Annotated in this window: 15 protein-coding genes; 3 read left to right on the top strand and 12 right to left on the bottom strand. The window is 71.9% G+C overall.

Annotated elements, in window-relative coordinates:
• Positions 1–383 precede the first annotated feature (383 nt).
• From AMK33_RS31570 to ureA, 5 genes are read right to left on the bottom strand one after another with little or no spacing between them, the layout of a single operon-like run.
• The gene (locus AMK33_RS31570; RefSeq protein ID WP_079195049.1) at positions 384–929 is read right to left on the bottom strand and encodes a TetR/AcrR family transcriptional regulator; all 546 of its coding nucleotides are present in this window, start codon (positions 927–929) and stop codon (positions 384–386) included.
• A 53-nt stretch (positions 930–982) separates the two neighbouring features.
• Positions 983–1,474 (bottom strand): hypothetical protein, encoded by a 492-nt coding sequence (locus tag AMK33_RS31565; protein WP_073936427.1) that lies wholly within the window; start codon positions 1,472–1,474, stop codon positions 983–985.
• A 9-nt stretch (positions 1,475–1,483) separates the two neighbouring features.
• Positions 1,484–2,533 carry an agmatine deiminase family protein gene (locus AMK33_RS31560; RefSeq protein ID WP_073936426.1) on the bottom strand — a complete coding sequence of 350 codons (1,050 nt, stop codon included), beginning with the start codon at positions 2,531–2,533 and terminating at the stop codon, positions 1,484–1,486.
• An 8-nt stretch (positions 2,534–2,541) separates the two neighbouring features.
• Entirely contained in the window at positions 2,542–4,254 is a 1,713-nt protein-coding gene (locus tag AMK33_RS31555) for an urease subunit alpha (RefSeq protein ID WP_073936425.1), read from the bottom strand.
• On the bottom strand, positions 4,251–4,955 hold the full coding sequence (gene ureA / locus AMK33_RS31550; RefSeq protein WP_073936424.1) for an urease subunit gamma: 705 nt from the start codon (positions 4,953–4,955) through the stop codon (positions 4,251–4,253). Before ureA ends, AMK33_RS31555 begins: the two co-directional genes overlap by 4 nt.
• A gap of 144 nt (positions 4,956–5,099) precedes the next feature.
• Here ureA and AMK33_RS31545 point away from each other — a divergent pair, with 144 nt between their 5' ends.
• Positions 5,100–6,542, top strand: coding sequence for a cytosine permease (locus tag AMK33_RS31545; protein ID WP_235618260.1), 1,443 nt, complete (start codon positions 5,100–5,102; stop codon positions 6,540–6,542).
• 126 nt (positions 6,543–6,668) lie between these two features.
• Here the strand turns inward: AMK33_RS31545 and AMK33_RS31540 are convergent, their stop codons facing one another.
• The 5 genes from AMK33_RS31540 to AMK33_RS31525 form a co-directional block, all read right to left on the bottom strand.
• Positions 6,669–7,757: a branched-chain amino acid aminotransferase gene (locus AMK33_RS31540; protein WP_073936423.1), complete on the bottom strand. Its 1,089-nt coding sequence runs from the start codon at positions 7,755–7,757 to the stop codon at positions 6,669–6,671.
• A gap of 247 nt (positions 7,758–8,004) precedes the next feature.
• Positions 8,005–9,048 carry a 3-isopropylmalate dehydrogenase gene (locus AMK33_RS31535; RefSeq protein ID WP_073936422.1) on the bottom strand — a complete coding sequence of 348 codons (1,044 nt, stop codon included), beginning with the start codon at positions 9,046–9,048 and terminating at the stop codon, positions 8,005–8,007.
• 67 nt (positions 9,049–9,115) lie between these two features.
• Complete coding sequence (locus tag AMK33_RS44805; protein ID WP_106982032.1) at positions 9,116–9,247, bottom strand: hypothetical protein; 132 nt, start codon at positions 9,245–9,247, stop codon at positions 9,116–9,118.
• 301 nt (positions 9,248–9,548) lie between these two features.
• The gene (gene pruA, locus AMK33_RS31530) at positions 9,549–11,180 is read right to left on the bottom strand and encodes an L-glutamate gamma-semialdehyde dehydrogenase (RefSeq protein ID WP_073936421.1); all 1,632 of its coding nucleotides are present in this window, start codon (positions 11,178–11,180) and stop codon (positions 9,549–9,551) included.
• Between the two features lie 168 nt (positions 11,181–11,348).
• Positions 11,349–12,275 carry a proline dehydrogenase family protein gene (locus tag AMK33_RS31525; RefSeq protein WP_073936420.1) on the bottom strand — a complete coding sequence of 309 codons (927 nt, stop codon included), beginning with the start codon at positions 12,273–12,275 and terminating at the stop codon, positions 11,349–11,351.
• Between the two features lie 138 nt (positions 12,276–12,413).
• Here AMK33_RS31525 and AMK33_RS31520 point away from each other — a divergent pair, with 138 nt between their 5' ends.
• Positions 12,414–13,631, top strand: a complete 1,218-nt coding sequence (locus AMK33_RS31520) for a PucR family transcriptional regulator (protein WP_201263112.1) — start codon at positions 12,414–12,416, stop codon at positions 13,629–13,631.
• Here AMK33_RS31520 and AMK33_RS31515 read toward each other — a convergent pair.
• Positions 13,612–14,202, bottom strand: coding sequence for a TetR/AcrR family transcriptional regulator (locus AMK33_RS31515; protein WP_073936418.1), 591 nt, complete (start codon positions 14,200–14,202; stop codon positions 13,612–13,614). The genes AMK33_RS31520 and AMK33_RS31515 overlap by 20 nt on opposite strands.
• Before the next feature lie 84 nt (positions 14,203–14,286).
• On the opposite strand from AMK33_RS31515, the gene AMK33_RS31510 reads away from it, so the two are divergent.
• Positions 14,287–15,828 (top strand): MFS transporter, encoded by a 1,542-nt coding sequence (locus AMK33_RS31510; protein WP_073936417.1) that lies wholly within the window; start codon positions 14,287–14,289, stop codon positions 15,826–15,828.
• A 53-nt stretch (positions 15,829–15,881) separates the two neighbouring features.
• On the opposite strand, the gene serA is transcribed toward AMK33_RS31510, so the two are convergent.
• The gene (gene serA, locus AMK33_RS31505; protein WP_073936416.1) at positions 15,882–17,471 is read right to left on the bottom strand and encodes a phosphoglycerate dehydrogenase; all 1,590 of its coding nucleotides are present in this window, start codon (positions 17,469–17,471) and stop codon (positions 15,882–15,884) included.
• Positions 17,472–17,597 lie beyond the last annotated feature (126 nt).

Below are 17,597 nucleotides of genomic sequence, written 5' to 3'. Positions count from 1 at the left end.
CGAAGACGTCCCGCAGGCCGTCGGTGTCCCCCGGGACCAGGTTGTCCGCGTCCGGCTCGAAGACGACGTGGGACGACGTGACGGCCGTGTCACCGCTCGCCTACGCCGTCAGCGAGTCCGCGGACCCCTGTGCACCGGTCACGCAGACGTTGACGCGCTCGGTCTCTCTCCCCCACGCCGGGGCGGCCGACGCGGACAGTGCCGCCGTCGCCACCACGGCCCCCTCGGCCACCGCGGCGGACACCCCTCGTACGGCTCTCCGCGTGTTTCCCCCGCTCCCCGTGGACGCCCGTCCCCGGCCCCGCGCCGAGGACCCGACCGAGCCGACCGCATGGCCGGTCGGCCGGTCGATCCGCCGATTCGCGCACGGCCCGGGCAAGAGCTCAGACGTCCGCGAGGAGTGTTTCGGCGAGGAACTCCTCCACGTGGGTGAGCACTTGGGGCCGGCTCGTGCCGCGCAGGCCGATCGCCACATGGGTGGAGAGGCCGTCGAGCAGCGCACGGAGGCGGGTCGCGTAACGGTCCGGGTCGACCCGGCGGAACTCGCCCCGGGAGATGCCCTCGGCCAGCAGCGCCACCAGGTCGCGGTGCCAGGCACCCTCGATGGCGGCCTGCCGGTCGCGGGCGTCGGTTCCGGCGTTCTGCGAGCGGTTCCAGACCTCCAGCCACAGCGTCCAGTGCGGATCGCGGTGGCCGCCCGGAACGTACAGACCGACGTAGGCGTCGAGGCGTTCGCGCGCGCTGTCGGGACGGGCGAGCAACCGTGCGCGCTCGGCGCCGAGGCGGCCCTCGCTCCACTCCAGGGTGCGCAGCAGCAGCTCGTCCTTGGACCTGAAGTAGTAGATCAGGTGACCGCTGCTCATGCCGACTTCCCTGCCGAGAGCCGCCATGGTCAGCTGTTCCAGGCCGCGTTCGGCGATCATCGCCATGGCGGTCGCGAGGACGTCCTCGCGGGGCGGCGCGGGGGTACGACGGCGGGCGCTCACGCGGCGGCCTCCACGCGGACGGCGTCCGGGACGAGCCGGGCCCCGTAGCCACTGGTGCGGCCGGCGGCCACGATCGCCGCCTCGGCCCCGCACGCGCGGACGTGGTCGGTCCCGGCCCGCCCGGCCGGACCGCGGCAGCCGACGGGACGGCGCCGGACGGGACGCGGGGCGATGTCCACGACGTCGTCCGGGTGCGGCACACAGGTGCCGCGCGGCCCGGCGGAGACCAGGGAGCCCCGCTCGTCGGACATCCACGTGCCGCCGGGCACGATCCCGTCGTACTCCTCGTCGGGGCCGACCGGCTCGAACGGCGCCCCGGAGGGCGGTGGGTCGACCACGTACGTCCCCCGCGGAACGCTCGGCGGGCCGTGCCGTCGGCAATCCGGGCCCGGGAACCCGTCCCAGCCGGGGTACCCGGGCATCTCGTCGGGCCGGCGGACCGGCCCGGTCGGCCGTCGGCCGTCGGCCGCGCAGAGCAGTACGTTCACCCGTCTGTTCTACCCGACCGCCGTCTTCGGCTGCTGCTGGGTGATGCAGTGGATGCCGCCGCCGCCCGCGAAGACCGGCCGCGCGTCCACCGTCGTCACGGTCCGCCCGGGGAACAGCCGCCGGAAGATCCCGGCCGCGATCTCGTCCCGGGGGTCGTCGAAGCCGCAGAGCACCACGCCGCCGTTGCAGAGGTAGTGGTTGATGTAGGAGTAGTCGGCCCAGCGCCCGTCGGCCTCCAGGACGGTCGGGGCGGGGACCTCGACGACCTCCAGTCGGCGGCCGCGCGCGTCCGTCTGCGACCTCAGCAGGCCGACGGTCTCCTTGGTGACCTCGTGGTCGGGGTGCGCCGGGTCGGGCTGCACATGGGCCACGACCACACCGGGGCGGGCGAAGGCCGCGACGATGTCCACATGGCCGAGGGTGCCGAAGCCGTGCGGGGGATAGTCGCCGGTGAGGCCGCGCGGCAGCCAGATCGCCTTGCGGGTGCCGAGGTGGGCGTGGATCTCCGCCTCGACCCGCTCGCGGGACCAGCCGGGGTTGCGCTCCGGGCCGAGCTGGACCGTCTCCGTGAGCAGCACCGTGCCCTCGCCGTCGACGTGGATCGCGCCGCCCTCGTTGACCAGGGGCGAGGCGTACGTCCGCGCCCCCGTGAGGTCCGAGACGTACGCGGCGATCTTCGCGTCGTGGTCCCAGCGGGCCCACTCCTGGGCGCCCCAGCCGTTGAACGTCCAGTCGACGGCGGCCAGCCGGCCCGCGCTGTCGGTGAGGAAGGTCGGCCCGATGTCGCGCATCCAGGCGTCGTCGAGGTCCCGCTCGACGGTGTCGACGCCGGGGCCGAGCAGCGCCCGCGCCCCGTCCGACTGGCCGGTGCCGCACACCACCGTCACCGGCTCGAAGCGGCGGACCGCGCGGGCCACCGACGCCCAGGCGGTCCGGGCGGCGTCCAGTTCGCCGGGGTCGGCGAAGGTGTGGTTGGGGCCGGGCCAGGCCATCCAGGTGCGCTCGTGCGGGGTCCACTCGGCGGGCATGCGGAAGCCGTCGGACGCGGGCGTGTTCATGTGGGTCCTCAGAGGAAGTAGAGGCGGTTGAGGGAGACCGAGTCGGCGGGCCGGGAGCGGAGCGGTTCCCCGTCGAGGGTGACGAGGCCGGTGCGCCGGTCGACGTCGACGGCCCCGGTACGGGAGTTCAGGCGCAGGTCCGCCGGGCCGATGCCGCGGGTGCCGCGCACGGCGACCCTGCGGCGCCGGGTCGGCATGGTGTCGTGCCCCTGGTCGAAGGCGGCCCGCGCGACGAAGGCGACCGAGAGGTCGGCGGGCGTGGCGCCGTACGCCCCGAACTGCGGTCCCAGGACGAGGGGTTCGCAGGTGTCGGTCGCCGCGTTGGGGTCGCCGACCACCCCGTACGCGGGGAAGCCGGCCTTGAGCACCAACTGGGGTTTGGCGCCGAAGTACTCCGGCCGCCACAGCACGATGTCGGCGAGCTTGCCGGTCTCGATCGAGCCCACCTCGTGGGCGAGGCCGTGGGCGATCGCGGGGTTGATGGTCAGCTTGGCGATGTACCGCAGGACCCGCTCGTTGTCGTGGTCCTCGGGCGCACCGAACTCGGCCTTCATCTTCCCGGCCATGGCGAAGGTACGGCGGACCGTCTCGCCCGCACGGCCCATGCCCTGCGCGTCGGAGGAGGTGATGCCGATGGCGCCCAGATCGTGCAGCACGTCCTCGGCGCCCATGGTCCCGGCGCGGATGCGGTCGCGGGCCATGGCCGCGTCGCCGGGCAGGTCGGTCTTGAGGTCGTGGACGGAGACGATCATGCCGTAGTGCTCGGCGACCGCGTCCCGGCCGAAGGGCAGGGTGGGGTTGGTGGAGGAGCCGATGACGTTCGGCACGCCGGCCATCTTCAGGACGTTGGGGACGTGTCCGCCGCCGCAGCCCTCGATGTGGAAGGCGTGGATAGTGCGCCCCTCCAGCACCCGCAGGGTGTCCTCGACGGAGAGGCACTCGTTCAGTCCGTCGCTGTGCAGGGCCACCTGGACGTCGTGCTCCTCGGCGACCCGCAGCGCCGTGTCCAGGGCCCGGGTGTGGGCGCCCATGTCCTCGTGCACCTTGAAGCCGGACGCGCCGCCCTCGGCGAGCGCCTCGATCAGCGGCGCCTCGTGGGAGGAGGAACCCCGGCCCAGGAAGCCGATGTTGACCGGCCAGGCGTCGAAGGCGCCGAAGGCGTGCCGCAGCGCCCAGGGCGAGTTGACGCCGACGCCCCAGACCGGGCCGAACTCCTGGCCGATGATCGTGGTGACCCCGGAGGCCAGCGACGCCTCCATGATGCGCGGCGACAGCAGATGGACGTGTGTGTCGACGGCTCCGGCGGTGGCGATCAGTCCCTCGCCGGAGACGATCGAGGTCCCCGTGCCGACCACGACGTCCACGCCGTCGAGGGTGTCGGGGTTCCCGGCCCGTCCGATCGAGCGGATCCGCCCCTCCCTGATCCCGATCGAGACCTTCCGGATCCCCAGCACCGCGTCGATCACCACCACGTTGCTGATGACGACGTCGCAGGTCTCCCGTACGGCGGCGGCCTTCAGGTGCAGCCCGTCGCGGGCGGTCTTGCCGAAGCCGGCGAGGAACTCGTCGCCGTACCGCTGGGCGTCGGACTCTACGCGGACGGTCAGCCCGGAGTCGCCGAGCCGGACGCGGTCCCCGGCGCGCGGGCCGTGGGTGGCCGCGTAGGCGTGGGGGTCGGTCCGGACGGACTCGCTGATCTCGCGTCCCTTCGAGCGGCTCACCGTCCGCCTCCTTCGGGCCCGTCGTGTGCGGCACCGAGGTATCCGCAGGCCGCCGCCCGGCGCAGCGCCTCTTCCTTGGCTCCCGGAGCGTCCAGCGGTCCGTCGACCAGTCCGGCGAAGCCGACGGCGACACGTGCGCCGCCCATCGGCACGAGTCCGACCTCGCGGGTCCCGCCCGGGCCGAAGCGCACGGACGACCCGGCGGGCACGGCGAGCCGCATGCCGTAGGCGTCGGCCCGCCGGAAGTCCAGGCGCGGGTTGGCCTCGAAGAAATGGAAGTGGGAGGTCACCGAAACGGGCACGGTGGCGGTGTTGGTGACCGTCAGCCGCACCACCGGCCCGGGCTCGGTGTGCGGCGGGCCGGGCAGCAGTGCCCCCGGGGCCCGCTCCCCCAGCCCGCCGCCGATCGGGGCGGAGACGACCGCGAGCCGGGAGCCGTCGTCGAAGACCGCCTCGACGTGCACCTCGGTGACCACGTCCGCCACTCCGGGCAGCACGTCGTCGGGTCCGAGCACCGACCGGGCGCGCTCGACGGCCTCGGCGAGGCGCGCGCCGTCGCGGGCGGCCTCGCACACGGTGTCGGCGATCAGGGCCGTCGCCTCGGGGACGTTGAGCCGGAGCCCCCTGGCCCGGCGGGCCCGGGCCAGCTCGGCGGCCCCGAAGAGCAGCAGCCGGTCACGTTCCGTGGGGGTCAGTCTCACGACGCGGCACCTCCTTGCCTTCCCTCATTTAGAGCATCACTCTAAACGCGGAATTCCTGGAACGGAACCGTTGACGGCGACCACGACCAACCGTCACATTGAACGTCGCTCTAACACCATGCGGCCGTTCGGAGGAGACCAGTCATGCTGATGGAACAGCGCGGAGTCGACACCGTCCCCGAGGCGGAACGCACCAGCGGGCCGCGGGACCTCGTCTCGATCCTGCTGGGGTCCAACCTCTGTCTGGGTGTGATCGTCTTCGGCTGGCTGCCGCCGTCCTTCGGACTGGACTGGTGGTCGTCGGTGAGCTCGGTGATCGCGGGCACGGTCGTCGGCACGCTGTTCACCGCCCCGCTGGCGCTGGTCTCGCTGCGCACGGCGACCAACCTGTCCACCTCCTCCGGCGCCCAGTTCGGCGTGCGCGGGCGGCTGGTGGGCTCGGTGGTCGGGCTGCTGCTGGCGCTCGGGTACACCGCGCTGACCGTGTGGATCGGCGGGGACGTGATGGTGGGCGCGCTCGAACGGCTGGTCGGACTGCCGTCCGGCGAGGCGTCCTACACCGTCGTCTACGGGCTGCTCGCCGCGGCGACCGTGGCGGGCGCGGTCTACGGCTACCGGGTGCTCCTCGCGATGTCGCGGGTGCTGGCGTTCGGCATGACGGCCCTGCTGGTCCTGGGCGTGATCGCCTACGCGCCCGACTTCACCACCGCCGCGCTGCCGGAGGCCGGCGGCTACCTGCTGGGCGGGTACTGGCCGACCTGGCTGCTGTCCGCGGTGGCGGCCGGGCTGTCCGGGCCGATCGCCTTCATCACCCTGCTCGGCGACTACACCCGCTACGTCTCCCCCGCCCGCTTCTCCTCCCGCCGGGTGCTGCACGCGACCTGGCTGGGGCTGATGCTGGGTCTGCTGGTGCCGCAACTGTTCGGCACCTTCACGGCGTACGCGGCGCGCGCCGCGCTGGACTACGCCGGTCCACTGGTCGACGCCGCCCCCGGCTGGTACCTGGTGCCGCTGCTGCTGGCCGCCTCCGCGGGCTCGGTCGGCAACGCGGGTCTGATGCTCTACTCGATGGGCCTCGACCTGGACGCCATCGTGCCACGCGCCTCCCGTGCGACGGCCACGTACGTCGTCGCCGTGGTCGCCACGGTCTGCGTGTTCACCGGGCACTACCTGTCGACGGCCCAGGACGCGATGACGTCGTTCGTGCTGCTGCTCACCGCGGTCGGCACACCGTGGGCGGTGATCACGCTGATCGGCTTCGTCCGCTGCGGCGGGGTGTACGACGCCGACGCGCTCCAGGTCTTCAACCGCCGCGCACGGGGCGGGATCTACTGGTACACCGCCGGCTGGAACATCCCGGCCACGGCGTCCTGGGCGCTCGGCGCGGTCGTCGGCGTGCTGGCGGTGTCCCTGCCGTCGTACGAGGGCCCGCTGGTGGCGCTCACGGGCGGGGTGGACGCGAGCTTCCTGCTGTCGGGAGTGGTGGGAGGCGCGGCGTACGCGCTGTCGGCCCCCGGCACCGTCGGAGGGAACCGGGGCACGACAACCCCCGTGACCCGTCCGGCGCTTGAGGACGAGGCCGTTTAGGCCGGGAGGGGGCACGGGGCGGAGTCCCCGGGGAGGCCCGCTTTTGACGGACCGAGTCGGGTGACGGGTGGGCAAGGGCCGGGGGCCCGGGGGCGGAGCCCCCGGTGACCCGCCGACGACGGCGCCCTATGCCAGCCGGTGCATCCAGCCGTGCTTGTCCTCGGCCGTACCCCGCTGGATGTCCAGCAGCGCCCGGCGCAGGCGGAGGGTGACCTCGCCGGGCTCGCCGCCGCTCTGCTGCCACTCGGCGCTCGCCCGCTTCACCGTGCCGACCGGGGTGATGACGGCCGCCGTACCGCAGGCGAAGACCTCGGTGAGGGTGCCGTTCTCCGAGTCGCGCTGCCACTGCTCGACGGAGACGCGCTCCTCGACGGCCTCGTAGCCGAGGTCGCGGGCGACGCCCAGCAGGGAGTCACGGGTGACGCCCTCCAGGATGGAGCCGCTGAGGGCGGGGGTGACGATCTTGTCGCCGTAGACGAAGTACAGGTTCATGCCGCCCAGTTCCTCGACCCACTGGTGCTCGACCGCGTCGAGGTAGCAGACCTGGTCGCAGCCCTTGGCGGCGGCCTCGGCCTGAGCGAGCAGGGAGGCCGCGTAGTTGCCGCCGGTCTTGGCGTCGCCCATGCCGCCGGGGACGGCGCGGACGCGGTCCTCCGAGACCCAGATGGAGACGGGCTTCACGCCGCCCGGGAAGTAGGCGCCGGCCGGGGAGGCGATGACCAGGAACAGGTACTCGTTGGCGGGCTTCACCCCCAGCCCGACCTCGGTCGCGATCATGAACGGGCGCAGGTAGAGGGACTCCTCGCCGCCGTGCGCCGGCACCCACGCCTTGTCCTGGGTGACGAGGGCGTCGCACGCCTCGATGAAGGTCTCGACCGGCAGCTCGGGCATCGCGAGGCGCTTGGCGGAGCGCTGGAAGCGCTCGGCGTTCTTCTCGGGACGGAAGGTGGCGACGGAACCGTCGGGCTGCCGGTAGGCCTTCAGGCCCTCGAAGATCTCCTGCGCGTAGTGCAGGACGGTGGTCGCGGGGTCGAGGGAGATCGGCGCGTACGGGACGAGCTGGCCGTCGTGCCAGCCGCGGCCCTCGGTCCACTTGATCGTCACCATGTGATCGGTGAAGTGGCGGCCGAACCCGGGGTTGGCCAGGATCGCCTCGCGCTCTGCGTCCGAGAGCGGGTGCGCCGAGGGCTTGAGCTCGATCGTGGGCGTCGTCATGAGTGGTTGTCCTTCACCGGTTGTAGTGACGGGCCGCGCACACGCCCGTACGGCCGGTGGCCAGTGCTAGGACGTCCGAGCATTCCCTCATTCCGCGGCTCCGCGTCCGATTATCGCCCGGAGGCGACGGCGGAAGGAACAGGGGGAACGCGGCCCGGTGGTCGATGGTGGCACCCGGCGGGGACGGGGGAAGCCGCCGGGTGCGGATGCGACCCGGCGGCTTCGAATGTTTTCGAGGGGCGCCGGGTCAGCCGGCTACTCGTGCGGCGAGCGCGTCGCCGATCTGCGAGGTGGAGCGGGCGGGCAGGCCGCCGCGCTCCGCGAGGTCGGCGGAGACGGCGTCCTCGATGCGGGCCGCCTCGGCGTCGTGGCCGAGGTGGCGCAGCAGGAGGGCGACGGACAGGACCGTGGCGCTGGGGTCGGCCTTGCCCTGACCGGCGATGTCCGGGGCCGAGCCGTGCACGGGCTCGAACATGGACGGGTACTCGCGGCCCGGGTTGATGTTGCCGGAGGCCGCGACGCCGATGCCGCCGGAGACGGCCGCGGCGAGGTCGGTGATGATGTCGCCGAAGAGGTTGTCGGTGACGATGACGTCGAAGCGGGCCGGGTCGGTGACGAGGTAGATCGTCGCGGCGTCGACGTGGATGTAGTCGGTGGTGACCTCGGGGTACTCCTCGGCCACCTTGTTGAAGACGTTCGTCCACAGGTGGCCGGCGAAGGTCAGCACGTTGTTCTTGTGGACCAGCGTGAGCTTCTTGCGGGGGCGGGCCTGGGCGCGGGCGAAGGCGTCGCGGACCACGCGCTCGACACCGAAGGCCGTGTTGACGGACACCTCGGTGGCGACCTCGTGCGGCGTGCCCTTGCGGATGGTGCCGCCGTTGCCCGTGTACGGCCCCTCGGTGCCCTCGCGCACGACGACGAAGTCGATCTCGGGCTGGCCGGCGAGCGGGGTGGCGACACCCGGGAGGAGCTTCGACGGACGCAGGTTGACGTGGTGGTCGAAGGCGAAGCGGAGCTTGAGCAGGAAGCCGCGCTCCAGGACGCCGGAGGGGACCGACGGGTCACCGATGGCGCCGAGCAGGATGGCGTCGTGCCGCTTCAGCTCGTCGAGGTCGGCGTCGGTGAGGGTCTCACCGGTGGCGTGGTACCGCTTGGCGCCGAAGTCGTACTCCTTGGTCTCCAGCTTCACATCCTGCGGGAGGACGGCGGAGAGGACCTTGAGACCTTCGGCCACGACCTCCTGGCCGATGCCGTCACCGGGGATCACTGCGAGATTGATGCTGCGAGACATGCGGGCACCCTACTCCTCGTCCCACGGGATGACATGCGGTGTCCGGCATGCGGACGCCGTCGGCGTGTCAGTGGCCGGTCGAACCGCCGTTGTCCCTGCGGTCGAGGGCGCGCTGGAGCGCGGCGGCGGCGTTCTTGCGGTCGGATTCGCTGGTGCGGGAGGTGTGACGGACGCGGCGGCGGACGGTCGTCTCGGCCATGGGTCATCGACTCCTTCGGCATACGTGGAGTGCGGAAAGGGGTTGCGAGACGCCGAGGGGGCGGGGAGCGGCGGACCGCAGGGGTTGCCTGCGCGGGGTCCGGCTCACGACCGCCGTTCGCTTGATCGAGCGAGTCGTTCGGCTCCTACAAAGCTAGAGGAGCGGACCGCGCCTGTCTGCACAATTACTCGGACTTCCTACTATCTGAGACGGCAGGCCCGGCCACACCGCTCCCACCTGCGAAAACACCGGACGGGCCAGGTCGGGGGGTGACCTGGCCCGTCCGGGGTCGGGGTGGGCGTCAGCCCATGTGCGGGTAGCCGTAGTCGGTCGGCGGGACCAGCGTCTCCTTGATGGCGCGGGTCAGGGTCCAGCGCATCAGGTTCTGCGGGGCGCCGGCCTTGTCGTTGGTGCCGGAGGCACGGCCGCCGCCGAAGGGCTGCTGGCCGACGACGGCGCCGGTCGACTTGTCGTTGATGTAGAAGTTGCCGGCCGCGTAGCGCAGCTTCTCCATCGTGTACGCCGCCGCCGCGCGGTCGCCGGAGATGACCGAGCCGGTGAGGGCGTAGTCGGAGACCGACTCCATCTGGGTCAGCATCTCGTCGTACTTCTCGTCGTCGTAGACGTGCACGGCGAGGATCGGGCCGAAGTACTCGGTGCGGAACACCTCGTTCTCCGGGTCGTCGCACTCGATGACGGTCGGGCGGACGAAGTAGCCGACCGAGTCGTCGTAGGTGCCGCCCGCGACGATCGTGCAGGCCGGATCCTCCTTGGCGCGGTCGATGGCGGCCTTGTTCTTGGCGAAGGACCGCTCGTCGATGACGGCGCCGATGAAGTTCGACAGGTCGGTGACGTCACCCATGGTGATGTAGTCGACCTCGGCGGCGAACTCCTCCTTGAAGCCGGAGTTCCAGATCGACGCCGGGATGTACGCGCGCGAGGTGGCGCTGCACTTCTGGCCCTGGTACTCGAAGGCACCGCGGGTCAGCGCGGTCTTGAGGATCGCGGGGTCGGCGCTCGGGTGGGCGACGACGAAGTCCTTGCCGCCGGTCTCGCCGACCAGGCGCGGGTAGGTGCGGTACTTCTCGATGTTGTTGCCGACCGTCTTCCACAGGTGCTGGAAGGTCTTGGTCGAGCCGGTGAAGTGGATGCCCGCGAGGTCCCGGTGCTCCAGGGCGACCTTGGAGACCTCGATGCCGTCGCCGGTGACGAGGTTGATGACGCCCTTGGGCAGACCGGCCTCCTCCAGGAGCCGCATGAGGAGCACGGCGGCGTGGGTCTGGGTGGGGGACGGCTTCCAGACCACCACGTTGCCCATGAGGGCCGGCGCGGTGGGCAGGTTGGCGGCGATCGCGCTGAAGTTGAACGGCGTGATCGCGTAGACGAAGCCCTCCAGCGGGCGGTGGTCGAGGCGGTTCCACACACCCGGGGAGTTGGCCGGGGGCTGCTCGGCGAGGATGCCGCGCGCGTAGTGGACGTTGAACCGCCAGAAGTCGACCAGCTCGCAGGGGCTGTCGATCTCGGCCTGCTGGGCGGTCTTGGACTGGCCCAGCATGGTGGAGGCGGCGATGGTCTCGCGCCAGGGGCCGGCCAGCAGCTCGGCGGCGCGCAGGATGATCGCCGCGCGGTCGTCGAAGGCCATCGCACGCCAGGCCGGCGCGGCGGCGAGGGCCGCGTCGATGGCGTCCTGGGCGTCCTGCTGGGTGGCGTTGGCGTAGGTGCCCAGGCGGGCCTTGTGGTTGTGCGGCTGCACGACGTCGAAGCGCTCGCCGCCGCCCATCCGCTTCTCACCGCCGATGGTGCAGGGCAGGTCGATCGGGTTGTCGGCCAGCTCCTTGAGCTTGGCCTCCAGCCGGGCGCGCTCGGGCGTACCGGGGGCGTAGCCGTGCACCGGCTCGTTGACGGGGGTGGGGACCTGGGTCACAGCGTCCATGGGTGGCGTAACTCCTTGTCGTGAGCGGTGTGGTGTCAGCCCTTGGTGATCATGCTGCGGGCGAAGAACCGCAGGTTCGCCGGCTTCTCCGCCAGACGGCGCATGCTGTGCTTTCCCGGGGGACACCCCCCGGACCCCCGGCCGAAACCGGGGCACAGCCGGGTTGCCTCAGCCACGGCTGATCATGCTCCGCGCGAAGAACCGCAGGTTCGCCGGCTTCTCCGCCAGACGGCGCATGAAGTAGCCGTACCAGTCGGTGCCGTAGGCCGTGTAGACGCGCATGCGGTGGCCCTCGGCGGCCAGTCGCAGGTGCTCGTCGCTGCGGATGCCGTAGAGCATCTGGAACTCGTACTCGTCGAGCTTGCGTCCGGCGGTGCGGGCCAGTTCCTGGGTGATGGAGATCAGGCGCGGGTCGTGGGACCCGATCATCGGGTAGCCCTCGCCCTCCATCAGCGTCCGCAGGATGCGCACGTACGCCTTGTCGATCTCGTGCTTCTGCTGGTAGGCGACCTCGGCGGGCTCCTTGTAGGCGCCCTTCACCAACCGTACGCGACTGCCGGCCGCGGCGAGGCGGCGCGCGTCCTCCTCGGTGCGGAAGAGGTAGGCCTGGATGACGCAGCCCGTCTGCGGGACGTCCTTGCGCAGCTCCTCGTGGATGGCGAACATCGAGTCGAGGGTGGTGTGGTCCTCGGCGTCCAGCGTGACCGTGGTGCCGATCTCGGCGGCGGCCTCGACGACCGGGCGGACGTTGGCGAGGGCCAGCTCGTGACCGCCGTCCAGCGCCTGGCCGAACATCGACAGCTTCACCGACATCTCCGCGCGGGTACCGAGCTCCAGCGGCTTGAGCCGGCCGATCAGCTCCAGGTACGCGTCGCGGGCGGCGGCGGCCTGCTCGGGGGTGGTGATGTCCTCGCCGACCACGTCCATGGTGAGTTCCAGGCCGTTGCCGGTGAGCTCCCGGATGATCGGCAGGACCTCGTCGACGGTCTCCCCGGGGATGAAGCGGTCGACGACCTGCTTGGTCACCGGGGCCGCCGAGATCAGGCGTCGCATCCGGTCGCTGCGCGACGCGGCGAGAATCACGGGACCCAGCACGGGGCACCTCCACAAGCTGCATGAGGCCGTCACCCGACGATTCGGGTACGGCACGGAGAACCACCGTGAAACCTACGGTTGCCCCCGATCGTGGGCCATCGACAGCTGTCACGCATCCGTGCCGCGGATCTCAGACAGATGTATGAAGCCTCCGGGATTTTGCGGCAGAATGCCCGGGTGACGTCGGAACACAGGGACGACTACCAGGAGCTGGTGGACGAGATCTCGGAGCTGCTGGGCGCTCCGGCGACCCTGGAGAACCGCGATTTCGAGCTGATCGCCTTCGGGGCGTACGACAGCGAGGGCGACCTCGATCCGTCCGCGCTGGACCCGGTGCGCACCCGCTCGATCCTGACCCGCCGTTCGACGGCCGCCGTCCGCACCTGGTTCGAGGGCTTCGGCATCACCCGCGCGACCGGCCCGGTCCGCATCCCCCGCACCCCGGAGGCGGGCGTGCACCGGGGACGCATCTGCCTGCCGGTACGGCATCGGGGTGTCGTCCTCGGTTATGTCTGGCTGCTCGACTACGACCCCGGCCCCTCGGAGCAGCAGCTGGGCGCGGCCATGCGGGTGACGGCGCGGATCGGGGCGCTGCTCGCGGACGAGGCCCAGCACGGCGCCGACCTCACGCGGGAACTGCGGGCTGTGCTGACGGCGGAGCGGGACTGGCAGCGGGAGATGGCCGTCGCCGAGCTGCGCACCGCCCTCGGCAGCCGCGCCGACGGTCCGCACACGGTGGTCTGTGTCGCCCCCTGGCCCTCCGCCGGCCCGGACGACGCCCCGTCGGTGCGTACGGTGCCGGGGGCGACGGCGCTGTGCACCCTGCCGTGGGGGACGACCGGCCTGTCTCTGGCCCTGCTCCTGCGGCTGCGCTCGACGGACGTACTGACCCCGGCGACGGCGGCGGCCTCACGGCTCCTGGAACGGGCGGGCTCGGGCGGCCCCCCGGTGGCCGCCGGGATCGCCGCGCCCCGCGCGGGCCTCGCCGAACTGGGCGCGGCCTGGGAGGAGGCGTCGGCGTCGGCCCGTGCGGCGCTGGCCGAACCCCGGCTCGGACCGGTCGCCCGGTGGGCGTCGATCGGCCCGTTCCGCCTGCTGACCGCGCTGCCCCCGGGCGCCGCCCACGACCCCGCCGTCAGCCCCCTGCTCTCCCCCGCCCAGGCCGAACTCGCCCGCACCGCCGAGGTCTACCTCGACCGCGCGGGCCAGGCCGGCCGCACGGCCGCCGAGCTGGGCATCCACCGCCAGACCCTGTACTACCGGCTGTCGCGGATCGAGCAGCTCACGGGCCTGGACCTGGACGACGGCGAGGACCGGCTGCTGCTGCACATGGCGCTCAAGGGGCATCGCCTGTAGCGGCGGCTTCGATCACCCGGCGCAGGCCGGCGGTGAGCTGCCCGCCGTCGGGAGCCGACTTCGGGTCGAAGGTCCACTGGGCGATGAGGCCCGTCATCAGGGTCACGTAGAACATGCCGACCGTGTCCGCGGTCTCGTCGGACACGTCCTCCTCCCGGCCGCCCATCAGCAGCGGGACCAGACCGCGCCCGGCCTCGCGCTGCGCCGCCGCCAGGTGGTCGCGGACCTCGGGGAGCCGGTCGCCGAGGGCGAGGACCTCCATGCTGAGCCGCCACACCGAGCCGGGCTCCTTCATGGTGCCGATGATGTTCGACCACACCCGCTCGAACCGCTCCAGGGAGCCGGGCACGGTCTCGTCCACGGTCCCGTCGCCCTCGAAGGCGCCGCCCATCCCCTCCACCAGCGAGATGTAGGCCTGGGCGAGCAGGGCGTCCTTCGACCCGTAGTGGTAGCCGATGGACGCCAGGTTGGTCCCCGACTCCTTGACGATGTCCCGCGCCGTCGTGCGCACGAAGCCCTTGGCGAGCAGGCAGCGCTTGGCGCCCTCCAGCAGATCCTCACGGTGTCCCATGGCGTCACCTTACCCACCCCTCCATACATCTGTCTTATACGATCGTTCTAGACAAGCGTATAAGACGTACGTACAGTCACCGGCATGACAACGAACCCGCCCCGCGCCGGCCGCCGCGAGTGGACCGCGCTCGCCGTGCTGATGCTCCCGCTGCTGCTGGTCTCGATGGACGTCTCCGTCCTCTACTTCGCGATCCCCGAGATCAGCGCGGACCTGGAACCGAGCGGCACCCAGCAGCTGTGGATCTTCGACATCTACGGCTTCGTCCTGGCCGGCCTGCTGATGACGATGGGCGCGCTGGGCGACCGCGTCGGCCGTCGCAGGCTGCTCCTCTTCGGGGCCGCGGCCTTCGGCGCCGCCTCGCTGCTCGCGGCCTACGCGCACACCGCCGAGACGCTGATCGCGGCCCGCGCGGTGCTCGGCATCGGCGGCGCGACCCTGATGCCGTCGACGATGGCGCTGGTCCGCACGATGTTCACCGACCCCGCCCAGCGGGCGAAGGCGATCGGGCTGTGGTCCGGGGTGATGACGGCCGGGATCGCGCTCGGCTCGGTGATGAGCGGCGTCCTCGTGGAGCACTTCTGGTGGGGCTCGGTCTTCCTGGTCAACCTGCCCGCCATGGCCCTGCTGCTGGTCCTCGGCCCGGTGCTGCTCCTCGAGTCGAAGAACCCCTCCCCCGGCCGCTTCGACCTGCTGAGCGTCCCGCTGTCGATGGCGGCGGTCCTGCCCGTGGTCTACGGCCTGAAGGAACTGCCCTCCGAGGGCTGGAACGTCCGCTACGTCGTCTCGATCACCGTCGGCCTGCTGTTCGCGGCGCTGTTCGTGCACCGGCAGCGCACCTCGGCCTCGCCGATGATCTCGCCGGCCCTCTTCCGCGGGCACGGCTTCACCCCGGCGCTCGTCCTCAACACCCTGTCGGCCTTCGGGATGATGGGCTCGGCGTACTTCACCACCCAGTACCTGCAGTCGGTGCTCGGCAAGAGCGCGCTGGAGGCCGCGCTGTGGAGCCTGCTGCCGTCGGTGCTCGTCGCCGCCGCCGCACCGGTCGCCGCCCAGCTCGTCCAGCGGGGCGTGGAGCGCGCGTACGTCGTGACGGCCGGCTTCGTCGTCGCGGCGGGCGGCTACGGGCTGCTGGCCCCGGCCGGTACGGACTCGCTGTGGCTGGTCCTGGCCGCCTGCGGGGTGCTGGCCGCGGGCATCGTCATCGTGATGTCCCTGCTCACCGACCTGGCCCTGAGTTCTGCGCCGGTCGAGAAGGCGGGGGCGGCGTCCTCCCTGCTGGAGACCGGCACGGAGTTCGGCGGCGCCCTGGGCATGGCCGCCCTCGGCTCCATCGGTACGGCCGTCTACCGCCACGAGATGCCGGACGCGGCCCCCGCGATGGCCCAGGAGACCCTGGGCGGCGCACTGGCCGTCGCCGCCGAACTGCCGGGGCGCGCGGGGGACGCCCTGGCGACGGCGGCACGGGAGGCGTTCACCAGCGGGATGCAGGGAGCGGCGGTCGCGGCGGCGGTACTGCTTCTGGGGGCGGCCGGGCTGGCCGCGACGGGGCTGCGCAGGATCCTGGTACGTGGGCAAGCAGAAAACGCCGAACAGGCTGATGCACTCAGCCCGTCCGGCGTTTGAGGACGAGCCCGTTCAGGGCGAACGGGGGCCCGGGGGCAGAGCCCCCGGCACTCTCAGACCAGGTTGACCGACCGGGCGGACGTCGCCCCGATCTCCGCGGCCAGCTCACCGAGTACCCCGGCGGCCACCGTGTCGTCGACGGTCAGCACGGCGAGCGCCTCGCCGCCGACCGTCGCGCGGGCGACCTGCATGCCGGCGATGTTGATGCCCGCCTCGCCGAGGATGCGGCCCACGGTGCCGACGACACCCGGACGGTCCTCGTAGCGCAGCACGAGCATGTGGTCGGCGAGCGCCAGGTCGACGTCGTACTCGCCGACCGCGACGATCTTCTGGACGTGCTTGGGACCGGCCAGCGTGCCGGAGACCGAGATCTCCTCGCCGCCGGAGAGGGTGCCGCGCACGGTGACGACGTTGCGGTGGTCGGCCGACTCGGAGCTGGTGGTCAGCCGGACCTCGACACCGCGCTCCTGGGCGAACAGCGGGGCGTTGACGTAGGACACCGTCTCGTCGACGACGTCCTCGAAGACGCCCTTGAGCGCGGACAGTTCCAGCACCTTCACGTCGTGCTGGGTGATCTCGCCGTAGACCTCGACGTCGAGGCGGACCGCGACCTCACCGGCGAGCGCGGTGAAGATCCGGCCGAGGCGCTCGGCGAGCGGCAGACCCGGCTTGACGTCCTCGGCGATGACCCCGCCCTGCACGTTCACCGCGTCCGGGACCAGCTCACCGGCGAGGGCGAGGCGCACCGAGCGGGCGACGGCGATACCGGCCTTCTCCTGCGCCTCGTCGGTGGAGGCACCGAGGTGCGGGGTGCAGACGACCTGGTCGAACTCGAACAGCGGGGAGTCGGTGCACGGCTCCTTGGCGTACACGTCGAGGCCGGCGCCGGCGACGCGGCCCTCCTTGAGCGCCGAGTACAGCGCCTCCTCGTCGACGATGCCGCCGCGCGCGGCGTTGATGACGCGCACGCTCGGCTTGACCTTGCGCAGCGCCTCGTCGCCGATGAGGCCGACGGTCTCGGGGGTCTTGGGCAGGTGGACGGTGATGAAGTCCGAGACCTCGAGCAGCTCGTCCAGCGACAGGACCTTGACACCCATCTGCGCGGCCCGCGCGGGCTGGATGTAGGGGTCGTAGGCGACGACCTTCATGCCGAAGCCGGACATGCGCTGGGCGACCAGCGCGCCGATGCGGCCCAGGCCCACGACACCGAGGGTCTTCTCGGCGAGCTCGACACCCGTGTACTTGCTGCGCTTCCACTCGCCGTTCTTCAACGCGGCGTTGGCCTGCGGGATGTGGCGGGCGGTGGCGACGATCAGACCGCAGGCGAGTTCGGCGGCGGTCACGATGTTCGAGGTGGGGGCGTTGACGACCATCACGCCGGCCTTGGTGGCGGCGGAGACGTCGACGTTGTCCAGGCCGACGCCGGCGCGGGCGACGACCTTGAGCTTGTTCGCGGCGGCGATCGCCTCGGCGTCGACCTTGGTGGCCGAGCGGATCAGGATCGCGTCCACCTCGGCGATGGCCGGGAGCAGTTCGGCGCGGTCCGCGCCGTTGCAGTGGCGGATCTCGAAGTCCGGGCCGAGCGCGTCGACGGTGGCGGGCGACAGCTCTTCAGCGATGAGTACGACGGGTTTCGAGCTCACGTGAGTCCTCACAAGTCCAATGCGGACGGCCGTCCCGACGGCCGCAGGCGGTGAAGAAGTGCTAGCCGCGTGGAAGACGCACGACGCTGTGGGCCTGACGCGTTTGTTGTACAGCAGTCTAGTGGC

The organism is Streptomyces sp. CB02400 (assembly GCF_001905725.1).
GTDB classification, from domain to species: Bacteria; Actinomycetota; Actinomycetes; order Streptomycetales; family Streptomycetaceae; genus Streptomyces; species Streptomyces atrovirens.
This window is presented reverse-complemented; position numbering and strand designations above follow the sequence as displayed.

Bases quoted from the DNA above. Each gene is read 5' to 3' on its own strand.
- AMK33_RS31570 (WP_079195049.1), bottom strand. From the start codon at position 929: ATGGCGATGATCGCCGAACGCGGCCTGGAACAGCTGACCATGGCGGCT.
- AMK33_RS31560 (WP_073936426.1), bottom strand. From the start codon at position 2,533: ATGAACACGCCCGCGTCCGACGGCTTCCGCATGCCCGCCGAGTGGACC.
- AMK33_RS31545 (WP_235618260.1), top strand. From the start codon at position 5,100: ATGCTGATGGAACAGCGCGGAGTCGACACCGTCCCCGAGGCGGAACGC.
- AMK33_RS31540 (WP_073936423.1), bottom strand. From the start codon at position 7,757: ATGACGACGCCCACGATCGAGCTCAAGCCCTCGGCGCACCCGCTCTCG.
- AMK33_RS31535 (WP_073936422.1), bottom strand. From the start codon at position 9,048: ATGTCTCGCAGCATCAATCTCGCAGTGATCCCCGGTGACGGCATCGGC.
- AMK33_RS44805 (WP_106982032.1), bottom strand. From the start codon at position 9,247: ATGGCCGAGACGACCGTCCGCCGCCGCGTCCGTCACACCTCCCGCACC.
- pruA (WP_073936421.1), bottom strand. From the start codon at position 11,180: ATGGACGCTGTGACCCAGGTCCCCACCCCCGTCAACGAGCCGGTGCAC.
- AMK33_RS31520 (WP_201263112.1), top strand. From the start codon at position 12,414: ATGTATGAAGCCTCCGGGATTTTGCGGCAGAATGCCCGGGTGACGTCG.
- AMK33_RS31515 (WP_073936418.1), bottom strand. From the start codon at position 14,202: ATGGGACACCGTGAGGATCTGCTGGAGGGCGCCAAGCGCTGCCTGCTC.
- AMK33_RS31510 (WP_073936417.1), top strand. From the start codon at position 14,287: ATGACAACGAACCCGCCCCGCGCCGGCCGCCGCGAGTGGACCGCGCTC.